We start from the raw sequence: 17,279 nt of genomic DNA on the forward strand, positions 1-17,279 counted from the left end.
CCCACACAGGCCCGGGTCATGTTTCACGTGAAACATGGCCCGGGCCCGGCATCAGCTCTGCGTCGCCCACCACTCCTTGAGCGCGGCAGCGGCCGCATCGCGCTCCATCGGCCCGTTCTCCAGCCGTAGCTCCAGCAGGAACGTGTACGCCTTGCCGATCACCGGCCCGGGGCCGACATCCAGGATCTCCATGATCTCGTTGCCGTCCAGGTCAGGGCGGATCGAGTCCAGTTCCTCCTTCTCCTGCAACTGGGCGATGCGCTCCTCAAGGCCGTCGTACGTCCGCGAGAGAGCGCTCGCCTTGCGCTTGTTCCGCGTCGTGCAGTCCGACCGGGTCAGCTTGTGCAGACGCTCCAGCAGGGGCCCGGCGTCGCGCACATACCTGCGGACCGCCGAGTCCGTCCACTCCCCGTCGCCGTAGCCATGAAAACGAAGGTGTAGCTCGACGAGCTTCGAGACGTCCTTGACCATGTCGTTGGAGTACTTGAGGTCGGTCATCCGCTTCCTGGTCATCTTCGCGCCGACCACTTCGTGGTGGTGGAAGGAGACGCGGCCGTCCTTCTCGAAGCGGCGAGTCCTCGGCTTGCCGATGTCGTGCAGCAGAGCCGCGAGCCTCAGCACAAGGTCCGGCCCCTCCTCCTCGAGGTCGATGGCCTGCTCGAGAACGGTGAGCGAATGCTCGTAGACGTCCTTGTGACGGTGATGCTCATCACTTTCCAAGCGCAGCGCAGGAAGCTCCGGCATCACATGGGCAGCCAGGCCCGTGTCGACAAGAAGCCCGAGACCCTTGCGTGGGTGAGCGGAGAGGAGCAGCTTGTTCAGCTCTTCACGGACCCGCTCGGCCGAAACGATCTCGATCCGTCCCGCCATGTCCGTCATGGCCTCGACCACGTCCGGGGCGACCTCGAAGTCCAGCTGCGCGGCGAACCGCGCGGCACGGAGCATCCGCAGCGGGTCGTCGGAGAAGGACTCCTCGGGAGTCCCAGGGGTACGCAGGACTCGCTCCGAAAGGTCCTTCAGTCCGTCGTGCGGGTCGACGAACTCCTTCTGCGGCAGCGCGACGGCCATGGCATTGACCGTGAAGTCCCGGCGTACGAGGTCTTCCTCGATGGAGTCGCCGTAGGAGACCTCGGGCTTGCGCGAGGCCCTGTCATACGCTTCCGACCGGTATGTCGTGACCTCGACCTGGTATCCGTCCTTCTGGCATCCGACAGTGCCGAAGGCGATCCCGACCTCCCACACCGAGTCCGCCCACGGACGAACGATCTTGAGAACGTCCTCGGGGTGAGCGTCGGTCGTGAAGTCCAGGTCGTTTCCGAGCCTGCCGAGCAGCGCGTCGCGGACCGAGCCACCGACCAGGGCAAGGCTGAACCCGGCCCCCTGGAATCGGCGGGCAAGGTCGTCGGCGACCGGGGACACTCGCAGCAGTTCACTGACTGCGTGGTGCTGCACCTGGCTCAGTGCACTGGCGTTGTCTTCGTTGGCATTCGGCACAACAGAAAAGGGTACGTGCACCGACCGGCCCGGGCGTCATTGATTTTTGTGACCCTGCGAGACTCTCCCGATCATGTGGCGCAGTCCCCAGCACGTAGCTTTGGCGCACCTCGTTACCATGCGGGGACGCAGGGACCGACACGATCGACAGCAGTTGACGATGACGAGGGACGGGTAGGCGCGTGGCCGAGGCGGCAGACTTTCAGGGGATGAGTCCCGCTCCTGCCCGCCGGTGGTTGCGGCGCACAGCCTCCTTGCTCGTCGGGGCGCCACTGCTGGCCGGCCTTCTCAGCGGTCCCACGGCGCCCGCGGCACAGGCGGGGGAGCCGACGAAGGCCCCCACCGGCTCCAGCACCGTCGCGGTGTCGCTCGACACACTGAGCCCCAGCGCGCCGGTGAAGGGGGACACCCTCACCGTTTCCGGCACCTTGACGAACAACGGCAAGGAAACGATCAACAGCGCTTCGGTCGATCTGCGGGTGGGCCCGAAACTGTCCGGCAGGACGGCGATCGACGATGCCGCCAAGCGGACCGGCTACCTGCCGGGACCCGATCCGGCCGCCCTGGGCGGCAAGTACACGGTGAAGACCGCGAATCTACGGTCCGGGCTCAGCCAGGACTTCGAGTTCTCCGTGCCTGTCAGCAAACTGCCGCTGGACGAAGCGGGCGTCTACCAGCTCGGCGTCTCGATCTCGGGCAGGACCGCCCGTGCACCCTATGACCAGGTGCTGGGTATCCAGCGGACCTTTGTTCCCTGGCAGCCCAAGGAAAGCGAAGCGAAGACCAAACTGACCTATCTCTGGCCGCTCATTGCCTCCGCCCACGTCAGCGCCGAGACCGGCTCGGACGAACAGCAGACACCGGTCTTCACCGACGACGACCTCGCGGCCGAGCTCGCCCCGGGCGGCCGGCTCGAGCAGCTGGTGTCACTGGGCAGCCGGCTCCCCGTGACCTGGGTCATCGACCCCGACCTGCTGGCCACGGTCGACGCGATGACGAAGAACTACCAGATCAAGGTCGGGGACACCACGGTCGCGGGGAAGAACCAGGACGTCGCCAAGCGGTGGCTGACAGAGCTGGAGGCGGCGGTCGAGGACGGCAAGGTGATCGCGCTGCCGTTCGCCGACCCGGATCTGGCATCGATCGCACACCGCGGCAAGAGCGTCTCGGGAACCCTCAGCCATCTGCAGAACGCCACCGAGGTGGCGGGTCCGACAGTGGAGACCATCCTCCACGTGAGGCCTTCCACCGACTTCGCCTGGCCCGTGGAAGGCGCGGTCGACCCCTCGATCGTGGACGTCGCCACCTCTGCCGGCGCCCACAACGTGATCGCCCGGAGCGACAGCCTCACGGAAACCGGCAGCCTTCGCTACACACCGACCGCGGCCCGGCCGATCGGCGGTGGCACCACTGCCGTCGTCGCGGACCACCGGCTCTCGACGGCTTTCAAGGGCGACATGTCGCACGCCGGAGGGTCCACGCTCGCCGTCCAGAAGTTCCTGGCGCAGACCCTGGCACTCACTGAGCAGGATCCCGGGAAGCAGCGCAGCATCGTCGTCGCCCCCCAGCGGACGCCCAGTACCTCCCAGGCCCAGTCGATGGCCGCCTCCCTGCACGCTCTCATCGACGAGCGCTGGACACAGCCCCTCGACCTGACGGCCGCGGCCGAGGAGAAGCCGGACACCCGGGCGACGACCAAGGTGCCCCGGTCCTCGCAGTACCCGAAGAAGCTGCGCGGCCAGGAACTCCCCGTCCAGGCGTTCCAGGACGTCAGGACGACCAAGGACTCGCTCAACAGCTTCCAGGTCATCCTCACCCAGCCCGACCGGGTGGTCACCCCCTTCGGTAACGCGATCAACCGCTCCATGTCGGCGTCGTGGCGAGGCAGGCCGCTGGAGGCACAGCGGTACCGTGATGCGGTACGCACGTATCTGCGCGGTCTCTCCAGCGAGGTCCTGCTCATCGCGAAGTCGGACGTCACCCTGTCCGGCCGGAGCGCGACCATTCCCGTCACGGTGCAGAACAAGCTGGTCCAGGACGTCGACAACCTGGTTCTCCGGCTGACGTCGGAGAACGCGACGCGGCTGAAGCTCGACGACGACGGCCCCGTGGCGGAGCAGCCGGTCAAGATCGCGGGTGGGCACAGCCAGTCCGTGAAATTCGACGCCGCTGCCAATGTCAACGGCCAAGTCCAGGTCACCGCAAGGCTGTTCACCGAGGACGGCACACCGTACGGCGAAGAGATGACCTTCACGGTGAAGGTCTCGGAAGTCACGCCGACCGTGCTGCTCGTCATCGCCGGAGGACTCCTGCTGCTGGTCCTGGCGGGCATCAGGATGTACACACACCGCAAGCGCGCCATCGCAAGCGACACAACGGAGGACAACGGCGGCGAACCCGAGCAGCCGAGTGACCCGACGCCGGACACTGGTCCGGAAAGCGGGGACCCGTCAGGAACGGGTGAGAAAGTGGACCGTTGAGCGATGTCTGTCGTGGCCGGTCGGCCGGGGACGATGAGGTGGGGTTTCGATGAACGCGCCGTACGACGGTGACCGCGGCCAGGGCGCGGGCGGAGGTGGGTCCCCCGGAGGGTCGGCGGTCCCTCCGGACAGCGGCGAAAGTCCGACGCCTCCTGACCCGTACCTTCAGCACGCGTACGACCACGATCCCTACCGGGCCCAGGACCTCGCGGCCCAGGATCCGGTGGCCGAGGCGCTCTACGACCGCGCCTCGCACCCGCCGCCGCCTCCGGGCACCTTCCAGGAGCCTCAGCCGCTCTACCAGCAGCCCCCGGCGGCCCCGTACGCCCCCGATCCCCGGCTGTGGGCCCAGACACCCGCACCCGAGCCCTCCGGGCCCTCCCGGCACCTCCCGTACGGCGACAACGCGGCGACCACCCAGTTCGTCGGGGTGGACGATCTGGTCACCCGTGCGTCCGACGACCGCGAGGAGCCGGACGCCTTCGCCCATCTCTTCCGGGACCAGGAGGGCTCGGGAAGGCCCCCGGGGCCGCCGCCGGAGCCCGAACCGGCCCCCGCTCCCGTCCCGCCCAAGTCCGGCGGCCGGGCCTCCGGTCTACTGAAGTCCAGTGCGTTGATGGCCGCAGGCACCATGGTGTCGCGGCTCACCGGCTTCGTACGCAGCCTGGTGATCACCGCCGCACTGGGTGCGGCGACGCTCGGTGACGCCTTCACCATCGCCTACACCCTGCCCACGATGATCTACATCCTCACCGTGGGCGGCGGGCTGAACTCGGTGTTCGTCCCGCAACTCGTCCGTTCCATGAAGAACGACGAGGACGGCGGAGAGGCATTCGCCAACCGGCTGCTGACTCTCGTGATGGTGGCACTCGGCGTGATCGTCGCCGTGGCGGTGTTCGCGGCTCCCTGGCTGATCGGCATGATGTCGCAGACCATCGCGACGAACCCCGACGCCAACAGCGTCGCCGTCACCTTCGCCAGGTACTGCCTGCCGACCATCTTCTTCATGGGTGTCCATGTCGTGATGGGCCAGATCCTGAACGCCCGCGGGAAGTTCGGCGCGATGATGTGGACCCCGGTCCTCAACAACGTCGTCATGATCTTCACCTTCGGCCTGTTCATCTGGGTGTACGGCACCTCGGGCGAGTCCGACATGGGCGTGACGACGATCCCCGACGAGGGCGTCCAGCTCCTGGGAATCGGCACGCTGCTCGGGCTGGTCGTCCAGGCCCTCGCGATGATCCCTTACCTGCGCGAAGCAGGTTTCCGCTTCCGCCCGCGGTTCGACTGGAAGGGCCACGGGCTCGGCAAGACGATCAAGCTCGCCAAGTGGACCGTCCTGTTCGTCCTCGCCAACCAGGCGGGCGTCCTGGTCGTCACCCAGCTGGCGACCTCGGCGGGCGAGGCATCCGGCAAGAACGGCACGGGCTTCCTCGCCTACTCGAACGCCCAGCTGATCTGGGGCATGCCGCAGGCCATCATCACCGTCTCGGTCATGGCCGCTCTGCTCCCGCGCATCTCCCGGGCGGCCCATGACAACGATCCCGGCGCCGTCCGCGACGACATCTCACAGGGACTGCGGAACTCGGCCGTGGCCATCGTGCCGGTCGCCTTCACCTTCCTGGCGCTCGGCCTGCCCATGTGCACCCTGCTGTACGCCACCAGCGGCACCGAAGCGGCCCGCTCCATGGGCTTCATCCTGATGGCGTTCGGCCTCGGCCTCATCCCGTACTCCGTGCAGTACGTCGTGCTGCGCGGCTTCTACGCGTACGAGGACACCCGCACCCCCTTCTACAACACCGTCATCGTGGCGGCGGTCAACGCAGCTGCCTCCGCGCTCAGCTACGTGCTCCTTCCGGCCCAGTGGGCCGTCGTCGGCATGGCGGCCTCGTACGGGCTGGCCTACGCGGTCGGCGTGGGAGTCGCCTGGCGCCGGCTGCGCAACCGGCTCGGCGGCGACCTGGACGGCCCCCGCATCGTGCGCACCTACGCACGGCTCTGTCTGGCGGCAGTCCCCGCGGCGGTCGTCGGCGGCGGCATCGGCTTCGCCCTCCTCGCCGCTCTGGGCGAGGGCGCCCTCGGCTCGCTCGCCGCATTGATCTGCGGCGGCATCGTACTGCTGGGCGTCTTCTTCCTGGCCGCGAAGAAGATGCGCATCGAGGAGCTCAACGGCATGGTCGGCATGGTCCGGGGGCGACTCGGACGGTAAGTGGGAAAACCGGGCAGCACAACCTTCGCCGGACACCGCGTGTCGTGCATAGCGCCGGAGTGTGGGCACAATTGGCGTGACTGTGCAGAGCCGGCTGGCATCGCTCAACGGATGGGGAGGCAGGAACGACGGTGGCGGAACGTAGCACGGCTGCCGTCGACGTGGCCGACAACAGCGGCAGTAAGCCGCTGACCGCCAAGGCGGACGAGGCCACGACCGACGGGACCGCGGAACCCCAGGACGCAGCAGGCGTGACCCCCAAGGACTCGGCCGGTGGGCGAGAGAACTTGCGTGACATCCCCCCGGCGCCGGATGTGCACAGTGGCCACAAGCTCGCCGGACGGTATCGCCTCGAAGAGTGCGTCACCCGTCTGGACGGATTCAGCAGCTGGCGCGCTGTGGACGAGAAGCTGCGCCGCGCGGTGGGAGTGCATCTCCTCCCCGCAGACCACCCGCGTGCCCGCTCCGTGCTGGCCGCCGCCCGGTCCTCCGCTCTGCTCGGAGACCCGCGCTTCGTCCAGGTCCTGGACGCCGTCGAGGAGGACGAACTCGTCTACGTCGTCCACGAATGGCTCCCGGACGCCACCGAACTCACCGCCCTGCTGGCCTCCGGCCCCATGGAGGCTCACGACGCGTACCAGCTCGTCAACCAGATCTCCCAGGCGATGGCGGCCGCGCACCGCGAGGGCCTGGCTCACCTGAGGCTCACGCCCGGAGCGGTGCTGCGCAGCTCGACCGGGCAGTACCGGATTCGCGGCCTCGCGGTGAACGCCGCCCTGCGGGGCATCACCGCGGAGCGCCCGCTGCGTACGGACACCGAGGCCATCGGGGCCCTGCTCTACGCCGCCCTGACCCATCGCTGGCCCTACGAGAACGATGCCTACGGGCTTTCGGGTCTGCCCAAGGGAGTAGGGCTGATCGCCCCCGACCAGGTGCGGGCCGGCGTTCACCGCGGACTCTCGGAAATCGCCATGCGCGCGCTCGCCAACGACGGCGCCACCGCCTCCCGCCAGGAACAGCCCTGCACCACGCCGGACGAGCTGGCCAAAGCTGTCGCGGCCATGCCGCGCATCGTGCCGCCGGAACCGACGTTCACCGCACCGCCCGAGTACCAGCGCACCACCTACCAGCAGGGCACCTACGGGCGTCCCTCGTCCCGTCCGAGCCATGCGCCACAGCCCGTCATGGCGCCGCCGCCCCCGCTGCAGAGCCGCACAGGCAGGGCCCTGAAATGGGCCGTGTCCGCACTCCTGATCGCGGCGCTCGGTCTCGGCAGCTGGCAGCTGGCCGAGACCGTCCTCGACCGTGACAAGGGCCCCGTGGACCCGGGCACCACCCAGACGACCCCGGACGACGACAAGAAGAACGAGGCGGACGAAACCGGCAAGCCCATCACCATCACCGGAGCCAGGGACTACGACCCGCTCGGTCGCGACGGCTCCGAGAAGCCCGCCGCGATAAAGAACGTGTACGACGGTGATCCCAGCACCTTCTGGCACACGGACGGCTACGCCACCGCCGCCTTCGGCAACCTCAAGGACGGTGTCGGAGTTGTCCTCGACCTCGGCAAGGTCCAACAGGTCGGTGCCGTCGATGTCTCCTTCCTCGGAGGCACCACATCGGTCGAACTCCGGACGACAGAAAGCTCAGCCGTGCCGGCGTTTCCCAGCGGATTCACGAAGGTTGCCGACGGATCAGGAGTGAAGGTGTCCCTCAAGCCCGGCGAAGCCGTGAAGGCGCGGTACGTTCTCGTCTGGCTGACCAATCTGCCACTGGGCGATGACGGTAGATTCCGCGGCAAGGTATCGGCCATCAAGATCACCAGCTGACGGCAGCAGGGGAGGGGGCTCACCGTTGGACAACGCCAGATTCGCCGACACGAACGACCAGGATCTTCTGGCCCAGCACGTAGCCGGTGAACCGGACGCCTTCGGTGAGCTCGTGCGGCGGCATCGTGACCGGCTCTGGGCAGTGGCCCTGCGCACGCTCGGCGATCGTGAAGAGGCAGCGGACGCTGTGCAGGACGCCCTTATCTCCGCCTTCCGTGCCGCCCACACCTTCCGGGGCCAGTCAGCGGTCACCACATGGCTGCACCGCATCACCATCAACGCCTGCCTCGATCGCGCCCGCAAAGCGGCTTCGCGGAAGACGTCCCCGGTCGATGACGCCGATCGTCTCGATCAGCTCCTCGAACCCCACGAGTCCGCCGAGGCACCCGCCGAGCGCCAGGATCTGCACCGCGAGCTCCTGGCTGCGCTAGCCAGGCTGCCGGCCGAACAGCGCGCCGCGCTCGTCCTCGTCGACATGCAGGGCTACCCGGTCGCCGAGGCGGCTCGCATCCTCGATGTTCCGACCGGCACCGTGAAGAGCCGCTGCGCGCGTGGACGCGCGAGACTGGTCCCCATGCTCGCTCATCTCCGCGGTGATGCCGGGGACAGCGGCGGCTTCGCTGCGGGAAGGAACCGCACGCAGGCGCCATCCGTCCCACCGGCGGCGGGACCGAGAGATGCAGGGGTAAATGATCCTGCTGCTGCGAAGGGAGGAGGTGGGCGCTCGTGACTTCCACGGCCGACACGGACCAGCACCCGGACGTCTCGGAGATTTCTGATCTCACGGAGGGACTCCTCTCCGCCTCCCGCACGGCGGACGTCCGTCATCACATCGACGGATGTGCGCTCTGCGACGACGTCCGAAGTTCGCTCGAGGAGATCCGCGGTCTGCTCGGGACGCTGTCCGGCTCCCAGAAGATGCCCGACGAGGTCGCCGGCCGTATCGATGCGGCGCTCGCCGCCGAAGCGCTCCTCAACGCCACCGCTCCCACTGAAGCGACCTCTGTTTCACGTGAAACAGAAACTCCTGCCGAGGAGTCAGCCGGTTCCAAGTCCGGCCCCTCCGGCCCCACGGATCGCCCTGCGGGACACCCGCGGGGAACGACAGGTCCCAGTCGTCGTCCCGCCCGTCGTCGGCGCCGGACTGCTGTGCTCGGTGCTGCTTTCGGTGCAGCGGTTGTCGGTGTGAGCGTTTTCCTTCTGCAGTCGGTTCAGCCGTCATCTCAGAGCTCGGACGCCGCGAAGATGGCTGACAGAAGCTCCAGCACGGCAGGCGGCGGTGCCCGCACCTTCTCGGAAGGCACGCTGGAAGGCCGCGTCGACGCCCTCCTCACCAGCGCGTCGGCTTCTCAGCTCCCGGGTGACGAGAAGAGCGAGCCGACCACCGACTCACGGCTGACCCCTGAAGTGTCGTCCGCGGACCCCTCCGCACCGAGAAGCCCGCTCCGCGCTTCCGCCGTCCCCGTGCCCTCCTGCGTACAGCAAGGCACCGGTCGCGACACCCCGCCGCTGGCCGTCGAAGAGGGCATCTACCAGGGCACCGAGGCCTACCTCGTCGTCCTGCCCCACCCGACGGACGACTCGCGCGTGCAGGCGTATGTCGTCGATGCGGTCTGTGTGGACACCACCCCAGCCGCAAAGGGAAAGCTGCTCCTTACTCACTCCTACACCCGCCCCTGAACTCTGCGCCGAATGCCGCGGCACGTCGGGAATGCATGGCCCGTAGGATCCGTTGGGTGGGGTGAGAGTCGTTGAACCGGCCCCAGTAGGCAGTAGGCAGTCTGCAGAGACGAGGAAGACACCTGTGAGCGACGTCCGTAATGTGATCATCATCGGTTCCGGGCCGGCGGGTTATACCGCCGCCCTGTACACGGCTCGTGCGTCGCTGAAGCCGCTGGTGTTCGAGGGCGCTGTCACCGCTGGTGGTGCTCTGATGAACACCACCGACGTGGAGAACTTCCCCGGCTTCCAGGACGGCATCATGGGCCCCGAGCTCATGGACAACATGCGCGCCCAGGCTGAGCGCTTCGGCGCTGAGCTCATCCCGGACGACGTGGTCGCCGTCGATCTGACCGGTGAGATCAAGACCGTCACGGACACGGCGGGTACGGTTCACCGAGCCAAGGCGGTCATCGTCACCACCGGTTCCCAGCACCGCAAGCTCGGTCTGCCCAACGAGGACGCCCTCTCCGGACGTGGCGTCTCCTGGTGCGCGACCTGCGACGGGTTCTTCTTCAAGGACCAGGACATCGCTGTGGTGGGCGGCGGCGACACCGCCATGGAGGAAGCAACCTTCCTTTCCCGCTTCGCCAAGTCCGTGACGATCGTCCACCGCCGTGACTCCCTGCGTGCCTCCAAGGCCATGCAGGAGCGCGCCTTCGCCGACCCGAAGATCAAGTTCGCCTGGGACAGCGAAGTCGCTGCGGTCCAGGGCGAGAAGAAGCTTTCCGGTCTGACGCTGCGCAACACCAAGACGGGCGAGACCTCCGAGCTCGCGGTAACCGGCCTGTTCATCGCTGTCGGCCATGACCCGCGCACCGAGCTCTTCAAGGGCCAGCTCGACCTCGATGACGAGGGTTACCTCCAGGTGGAGGCGCCCTCGACGCGCACGAACCTGTCGGGTGTATTCGGCGCCGGAGACGTCGTCGACCACACCTACCGCCAGGCCATCACAGCTGCCGGTACCGGATGCTCCGCCGCACTCGATGCCGAACGCTTCCTTGCCGCGCTCTCCGACGAGAAGCTTGCCGAACCGGAGAAGACCCCCGCGGTCTGACCCACGGTGACCCCACCCCACCCCGCGAAGTTAAGGAGGCCGCCGTGGCCGGCGCCCTGAAGAACGTGACCGACGACACCTTCGAAGAGGTAGTCCTCAACAGCAAGAAGCCCGTACTGGTCGACTTCTGGGCCGCTTGGTGCGGTCCCTGCCGCCAGATCGCCCCCTCCCTGGAGGCAATCGCGGCTGAGCACGGGGACCAGATCGAGATCGTCAAGCTGAACATCGACGAGAACCCGGCCACCGCCGCCAAGTACGGCGTGATGTCCATCCCGACGCTCAACGTCTACCAGGGTGGCGAGGTCGCCAAAACCATCGTCGGCGCCAAGCCGAAGGCCGCGATCCTGCGCGACCTCGAGGCCTTCATCGGCGAGTAGCGCGACCAGCAGCCAGCGCGCTCTGTTTCACGTGAAACGGGCCCACCCTCAGAGGGTGGGCCCGTTTCCCTATGGGTGCCGGTCTACTCAGAGCGGCCGCAGCGCCGGCTCCTTCTGGACAGCGCCCAGCAGTCTGTCCAAGGCCAGCTCGACGTCTTCCTTCCAGGAAAGTGCCGTCCGCAGTTCGAGTCGCAGACGTGGGTACTTGGGATGCGGACGTACGGTCTTGAAGCCGACCGCCAGCAAGTGGTCCGCCGGGAGAACACAGGCGGGTTCCTTCCACCGGGCGTCACCGAACGCCTCGATGGCCTTGAACCCACGACGCAGCAGATCCTTCGCGACTGTCTGCACCAACACCCGGCCCAGCCCCTGCCCCTGATAGCCCGGCAGGACCAAAGAGGTGATCAGTTGCACGGCGTCGGGTGCCACCGGGCTCGTGGGGAACGCGGTCGAGCGCGGGACATAGGCAGGCGGCGCGTAGAGAACGAAGCCGGCCGGCACGTCGTCCACGTACACGACTCGGCCGCAGGAGCCCCACTCCAGCAGAACGGCGGAGATCCAGGACTCCTTCTCCAGTTCGGTCCTGCCCGCCTTTACCGCAGCTTGCCCACTGACCGGGTCAAGCTCCCAGAAGACACACGAGCGGCAGCGTCCGGGGAGATCCGGAAGGTTGTCCAAGGTGAGCGGTACGAGCCGACGCCCCATGAAGGCGGTTCCTCACTTCCTTCGCCCGCCGCACCACGTGCGGCTGCCAGCGCACTCCGTTCCCGGAACAAGCTGCCGAAGAACCCTCCGACAGCCCCCAAGCCCAGGCCGACCGTCACCAGCCGACTGCGGCTCACTGCTCGCATACCCACGACCTCCTCCGAGGTGGCATCAAGGTGAGTGCGCCATACCAAAACGAATCGTATCCACCCAGACGTGCCACGGAAACCGGGAGAGAGCAAAGGGCGGACCGTGGTCCGGCACATGCCCGGCCCCGGCCCGCCCTCGGTTCGATCCGAACGGTCAGTCCTCGTCGCCCTCGGCGCCCTCGGCGGGCTCTTCGGCGAGTACCCGGTCCAGCACACGCCCCTCACCCGGGGCGAGGCTGCCGAGAATGCGGTCCAGATCCTCCATCGAGGCGAACTCGACGACGATCTTGCCCTTCTTCTGACCGAGGTCGACCTTTACCCGCGTCTCGAAGCGGTCCGAGAGCCGAGTCGCCAGATCCCTCAGAGCCGGGGACAGCCGGCCGCCCGCACGTGGCCCCTTCGGCTTGGCGGAACTCGCAGGGGTGGACCCCAGCAGAGTCACGATCTCCTCCACGGCCCGCACCGACAGCCCTTCAGCGACGATGCGGTGGGCCAGTCGGTCCTGCTCCTCCGAGTCGTCCACCGAGAGCAGGGCCCGTGCGTGACCGGCCGACAGCACGCCTGCCGCGACCCGGCGCTGCACCGGCGGTGAGAGCCGCAGAAGCCGCAGTGTGTTGGAGACCTGCGGACGGGACCGGCCGATCCGGTCAGCCAGCTGATCGTGCGTGCACTTGAAGTCCCTCAGCAGCTGGTCGTACGCCGCCGCCTCTTCCAGGGGATTCAGCTGGGCACGGTGAAGGTTCTCCAGGAGAGCGTCGAGAAGGAGCTTCTCGTCGTCGGTCGCCCGCACGATCGCGGGAATCCGCTCCAGACCTGCCTCACGACACGCCCTCCAGCGCCGCTCGCCCATGATGAGCTCGTAGCGGTCGTCCGCCACCTTTCGCACCACGACGGGCTGGAGGAGACCCACCTCCTTGATCGAGGTGACCAGCTCGGCAAGCGCGTCCTCGTCGAACACCTCACGTGGCTGCTTGGGGTTCGGGGTGATCGACCCCAGAAGAACCTCGGCGAAGTACGCTCCGGCCGCATCCCGCATCTCGGCTGCCGCCTCCGGCTCGGCGACAGGAGCACTGGGCTCCGGCACCACCGGCGCAGTCGGCAACGTGGTCACCTTGGCCGCGGCCACACCCCGCTCGGCGGTGCGTACATGATTCGCGCCCGGCCCGGACCCGAGGGACCCGACCTGTCGCTCCTGCGGTGCAGCGGGGATCAGCGCACCGAGCCCACGTCCCAGCCCTCTACGACGCTCACTCACTGAATGCCCTCCGAAACCCTCTGCTGGCTGTTCTGACTGCCCGTCCGGGCATGCTGTGCCTCGTAGTGCACCCCGACGCCCCTCAAGGCGATCTCGCGGGCCGCCTCGAGGTACGACAAGGAACCGCTGGAACCCGGGTCGTACGTCAGCACCGTCTGCCCGTAGCTCGGCGCCTCGGAGATACGCACCGACCGCGGAATGCTGGTCCGCAGCACTTCCTTGCCGAAGTGGGTGCGCACCTCCTCCGCAACCTGGGAAGCCAGCCGCGTCCTGCCGTCGTACATGGTGAGCAGGATCGTCGACACGTGCAGATCCGGGTTGAGATGTCCTCGTACCAGGTCGACGTTCCTCAGGAGCTGACCCAGCCCCTCCAGCGCGTAGTACTCGCACTGGATGGGGATCAGGACCTCGGCACCGGCGACGAGGGCGTTGACCGTCAGGAGGCCGAGCGAGGGTGGGCAGTCGATGAGGATGTAGTCGAGCGGCTGCTCATACGCCTGGATCGCCCGCTGCAGTCGGCTCTCGCGTGCCACCAGTGACACCAGCTCGATCTCCGCACCGGCGAGATCAATGGTGGCAGGGGCACAGAAGAGACCTTCGATGTCCGGGACGGGCTGGACCACTTCGGAGAGCGGCCTGCTGTCGACCAGGACATCATAGATGGAGGGGACTTCGGCGTGGTGGTCGATCCCCAGAGCCGTGGAGGCGTTCCCCTGCGGGTCGAGGTCGACCACCAGGACGCGAGCACCGTGAAGTGCCAGGGCTGCCGCAAGGTTGACCGTGGAGGTCGTCTTGCCTACCCCACCCTTCTGGTTGGCCACCACCATGACCCGCGTCTGGTCAGGTCGGGGCAGCCCCTCGCCGGCGCGGCCGAGGGCCTCAACCGCCAGCTGGGCCGCACGACCGATGGGTGTGTCGTCCATCGGAGGCGGTGTTTCACGTGAAACACCGTCCCCCGCAGACTCGGTTCGGGGACCGGGGACCGGATCGGTCATCGGTCCCGCGATGTTGGCGTCGGACCGCAAGGATTCACTCTCCTCGACTTCAGGCTCGCAATGAGCAGAGCCTGCCATGCTTTCGGGGTCGTGAACCAGCGAGGCCCGCTCTTCTGTGGATGAATCCACTTCTGTGGACAACTCGGCAACCCGTACGAGCTTGCGGTCGCGCGGCGTGGCAGCCGCACGACCGCGGCTGATGATTCCCTGCAGCAGAGAGCGACGTTTCACGTGAAACACGATGCCCGCGAAGCGCCGTCAGCCTTCTACGACACTCCGCACCAGGTACGTATGGCTGCTTGTATGGAGCATCACCGACAGAAAGCACGAACTGTACGTAAAGCCCGGAAACGGTCAGTCATGACCGTGTCCGGGCCGCCGCTCAGCGGCGTCGGCGGGTGCGGCTGACCCTCGCCGCCTTGGCCCTCTTTGCGGCGAACCTCACACCGCCGGGACTCTCTCCCACCACCACGCGTACCACCGTGGTCGTCGGATCGACCACGCCCTCCCCTACGTGCAGCACCTCGGTCTCCACCACTCCGAGCTTGCTGAGCGCAGCGCGGGCTCCGTTGATCTCCTCCTCGGCGGCATCACCCTTGAGCGCAAGCATCTCCCCGTACGGCCGCAGCAACGGAACGCCCCAGCCGGCAAGTCGGTCGAGCGGAGCCACGGCGCGAGCCGTCACGACATGGACCGGCTGCAGGGTGCCGAGGACTTCTTCCGCCCTGCCCCGCACGACCGTCACGTGATCAAGCCCCAGCAGCTCGACGACCTCCTGAAGAAAGTTGGTCCGCCGCAACAGCGGCTCCAGCAAGGTGATCTTCAGGTCGGGCCGCACCAGAGCCAGCGGGATGCCGGGAAGACCCGCCCCGGAGCCCACGTCGCAGACCGTGACACCTTCCGGAACCACCTCGGAGAGCACCGCACAGTTCAGCAGGTGGCGCTCCCACAGCCGCGGTACCTCGCGAGGGCCGATCAGCCCGCGCGTGACCCCCGCGTCCGCAAGCAGTTCCGCGTATCGGACAGCCTCTGGGAAGAGCTCACCGAATACCGCCTGCGCCTCCTCAGGCACCTGGGGGAGCTCTGCTGCCTCCGTCACGGGGACCGTCCTTCCGTACCGCACTAGCGCACTGTGGGTGGCTGACTATCAGGCTGACAAAGATCGGCCCCGCCTGCGAACAGACGGGGCCGACAGTACAAGGATCCGGTCAGGCCGGCAGAACGACGACGAAGCGCTGCGGCTCCTCGCCCTCGGACTCGCTGCGGAGACCTGCTGCCGCGATCGCGTCATGCACGACCTTGCGCTCGAACGGCGTCATGGGATCCAGCTTCACCGGCTCACCGGAGCTCTTGACCTCGTCCGCGGCCTTGGCGCCCAGCGCGGCGAGAACCTCACGCTTCTGAGCCCGGAAACCGCCGATGTCCAGCATCAGACGGCTGCGGTCGCCGGTCTCCCGGTGGACAGCGAGACGCGTCAGCTCCTGAAGCGCCTCCAGGACCTCACCGTCGCGCCCGACCAGCTTCTGCAGATCGCGTGCGGACTCGCTGATGATCGAAACAGCCGCCCGGTCAGCCTCTACGTCCATGTCGATATCGCCGTCGAGGTCAGCGATGTCGAGCAGGCCCTCAAGGTAATCAGCCGCGATCTCACCCTCCTGCTCAAGGCGGGTCAGAGTGTCGCTGCCCTCAGCGGCCGCGGTCACGGTGCCTTCCGTCACGGATGGACTCCTTCTTACTTCTTGGACGGGTGCTTGGGCCGCTGCGGGCCCTTGCGCTGTCCGGACTTGGCTTGGCGTGAGGAGCCGGAAGCGGGCTTGCCCGCCGTCTTCGGCTGGTCGTCCTGTGCTGCGTCCTGCGAGGCGTCCCGCTTCTCCAGCGAGGTCTTGGCCTCCGGCTCGGTGGAGTCGGCTTCCTTGGCCGCACCGGACTGGGCGGCACCCGTGTGGCGCTTCGCCTTCGTCTGGCGTTTGGGCTGCTGACGCTTCGGCGCGGGAGCACCCTCGGCCTCGGCGATCGCGGCGTCGCTCTTGGCGACGGTGCCGTCCTCCTGGGCCGCGAGACCCAGCTTGGCCAGACCCGTGATGAACTTGCGCTCGATGTCGTTACGCTCCGTGCCCTTGGCCACGACCCGCTTGACCGTGTTGCGCCGCGTCCGCCCGCGTACCTGCCCATGAGCGGTGACACTCTTCAGCACACGCCCCAGGTACTGCTCCTGCGCCTTGCTGCCCGGAGTCGGGTTCTGGTTGATCACGTACATCTGCTGACCCATGGTCCAGACGTTGGTGGTCAGCCAGTAGACAAGGACACCGACGGGGAAGTTGATGCCCATCACGGCGAAGATGATCGGGAAGATGTACATCAGCATCTTCTGCTGCTGCATGTACGGGGTCTTCACCGTCAGGTCGACGTTCTTCGTCATCAGCTGGCGCTGCGTGAAGAACTGCGAGGCCGACATCATCACGATCATGACGGCCGTGACGACACGGACGTCCATCAGCGAGGCACCGAGCGCCTGGACCTTCTCTTCGGTGTCCATGAACTTCGCGGCCAGCGGAGCGCCGAAGATGTGTGCCTGACGCGCGCTGTCGAGCAGCGACTGGTCGATTTCGCCGATCTTCTTGTTCGAGGCGATGGACGACAGCACGTGGTACAGGGCGAAGAAGAACGGTGACTGCGCCAGGATGGGAAGGCACGAGGAGAGCGGGTTGGTACCCGTCTCCTTGTACAGCTTCATCATCTCTTCGGACTGACGCTGTTTGTCGTTCTTGTAGCGCTCCTGGATCGCCTTCATCTTCGGCTGGAGCACCTGCATGTTCCGGGTGGACTTGATCTGCTTGACGAAAAGCGGGATCAGACAGATCCGGATCAGGACCACCAGGGACACGATGGACAGGCCCCAGGCCCACCCCGTGTCATCACCGAAGAGCGCGCCGTAGACCTTGTGGAACTGGACGATGACCCAGGAAACAGGCCAGGTGATGAAGCTGAACAGACTGGCAATCGTGTCCAC

At 67.2% G+C, this 17,279-nt stretch carries 14 protein-coding genes; 7 read left to right on the plus strand and 7 right to left on the minus strand.

What is annotated here, in order from left to right:
* Positions 1-51: 51 nt before the first annotated feature.
* Complete coding sequence (locus F0344_RS17680; protein WP_185299704.1) at positions 52-1,494, minus strand: CCA tRNA nucleotidyltransferase; 1,443 nt, start codon at positions 1,492-1,494, stop codon at positions 52-54.
* 182 nt (positions 1,495-1,676) lie between these two features.
* Between F0344_RS17680 and F0344_RS17685 the strand changes: the two genes are divergently transcribed.
* The 7 genes from F0344_RS17685 to trxA all read left to right on the plus strand — a co-directional run bounded on the left by F0344_RS17685 (position 1,677) and on the right by trxA (position 11,165).
* Positions 1,677-3,974 carry a DUF6049 family protein gene (locus F0344_RS17685; protein ID WP_185299705.1) on the plus strand — a complete coding sequence of 766 codons (2,298 nt, stop codon included), beginning with the start codon at positions 1,677-1,679 and terminating at the stop codon, positions 3,972-3,974.
* A 49-nt stretch (positions 3,975-4,023) separates the two neighbouring features.
* The gene (murJ, locus tag F0344_RS17690) at positions 4,024-6,183 is read left to right on the plus strand and encodes a murein biosynthesis integral membrane protein MurJ (protein ID WP_185299706.1); all 2,160 of its coding nucleotides are present in this window, start codon (positions 4,024-4,026) and stop codon (positions 6,181-6,183) included.
* A gap of 131 nt (positions 6,184-6,314) precedes the next feature.
* A complete protein-coding gene (locus F0344_RS17695; protein WP_185299707.1) occupies positions 6,315-8,012 on the plus strand; it encodes a protein kinase family protein in 1,698 nt (565 codons plus the stop codon).
* Positions 8,013-8,037: 25 nt separating this feature from the next.
* Entirely contained in the window at positions 8,038-8,742 is a 705-nt protein-coding gene (sigM, locus tag F0344_RS17700; RefSeq protein WP_258049986.1) for an RNA polymerase sigma factor SigM, read from the plus strand.
* Positions 8,743-9,257: 515 nt separating this feature from the next.
* Positions 9,258-9,692, plus strand: coding sequence for a hypothetical protein (locus F0344_RS36540; protein WP_308460978.1), 435 nt, complete (start codon positions 9,258-9,260; stop codon positions 9,690-9,692).
* 124 nt (positions 9,693-9,816) lie between these two features.
* Complete coding sequence (gene trxB, locus F0344_RS17710; RefSeq protein WP_185299710.1) at positions 9,817-10,788, plus strand: thioredoxin-disulfide reductase; 972 nt, start codon at positions 9,817-9,819, stop codon at positions 10,786-10,788.
* A gap of 44 nt (positions 10,789-10,832) precedes the next feature.
* A complete protein-coding gene (gene trxA, locus F0344_RS17715; RefSeq protein ID WP_185299711.1) occupies positions 10,833-11,165 on the plus strand; it encodes a thioredoxin in 333 nt (110 codons plus the stop codon).
* An 87-nt stretch (positions 11,166-11,252) separates the two neighbouring features.
* Here trxA and F0344_RS17720 read toward each other — a convergent pair whose 3' ends face one another.
* The 6 genes from F0344_RS17720 to yidC form a co-directional block, all read right to left on the minus strand.
* Positions 11,253-11,870 carry a GNAT family N-acetyltransferase gene (locus F0344_RS17720; protein WP_185299712.1) on the minus strand — a complete coding sequence of 206 codons (618 nt, stop codon included), beginning with the start codon at positions 11,868-11,870 and terminating at the stop codon, positions 11,253-11,255.
* A gap of 303 nt (positions 11,871-12,173) precedes the next feature.
* Positions 12,174-13,274: a ParB/RepB/Spo0J family partition protein gene (locus F0344_RS17725; RefSeq protein ID WP_185299713.1), complete on the minus strand. Its 1,101-nt coding sequence runs from the start codon at positions 13,272-13,274 to the stop codon at positions 12,174-12,176.
* Positions 13,271-14,347 carry a ParA family protein gene (locus F0344_RS17730; RefSeq protein WP_185299714.1) on the minus strand — a complete coding sequence of 359 codons (1,077 nt, stop codon included), beginning with the start codon at positions 14,345-14,347 and terminating at the stop codon, positions 13,271-13,273. Before F0344_RS17730 ends, F0344_RS17725 begins: the two co-directional genes overlap by 4 nt.
* Before the next feature lie 304 nt (positions 14,348-14,651).
* Positions 14,652-15,368, minus strand: coding sequence for a 16S rRNA (guanine(527)-N(7))-methyltransferase RsmG (gene rsmG / locus F0344_RS17735; protein ID WP_185299715.1), 717 nt, complete (start codon positions 15,366-15,368; stop codon positions 14,652-14,654).
* Positions 15,369-15,477: 109 nt separating this feature from the next.
* Positions 15,478-15,987, minus strand: a complete 510-nt coding sequence (locus F0344_RS17740; RefSeq protein ID WP_185299716.1) for a Jag family protein — start codon at positions 15,985-15,987, stop codon at positions 15,478-15,480.
* Positions 15,988-16,001: 14 nt separating this feature from the next.
* On the minus strand, positions 16,002-17,279 hold the full coding sequence (yidC, locus tag F0344_RS17745; RefSeq protein ID WP_185299717.1) for a membrane protein insertase YidC: 1,278 nt from the start codon (positions 17,277-17,279) through the stop codon (positions 16,002-16,004).

The sequence above is a fragment of the Streptomyces finlayi genome (assembly GCF_014216315.1).
Classification (GTDB): Bacteria; Actinomycetota; Actinomycetes; order Streptomycetales; family Streptomycetaceae; genus Streptomyces; species Streptomyces finlayi_A.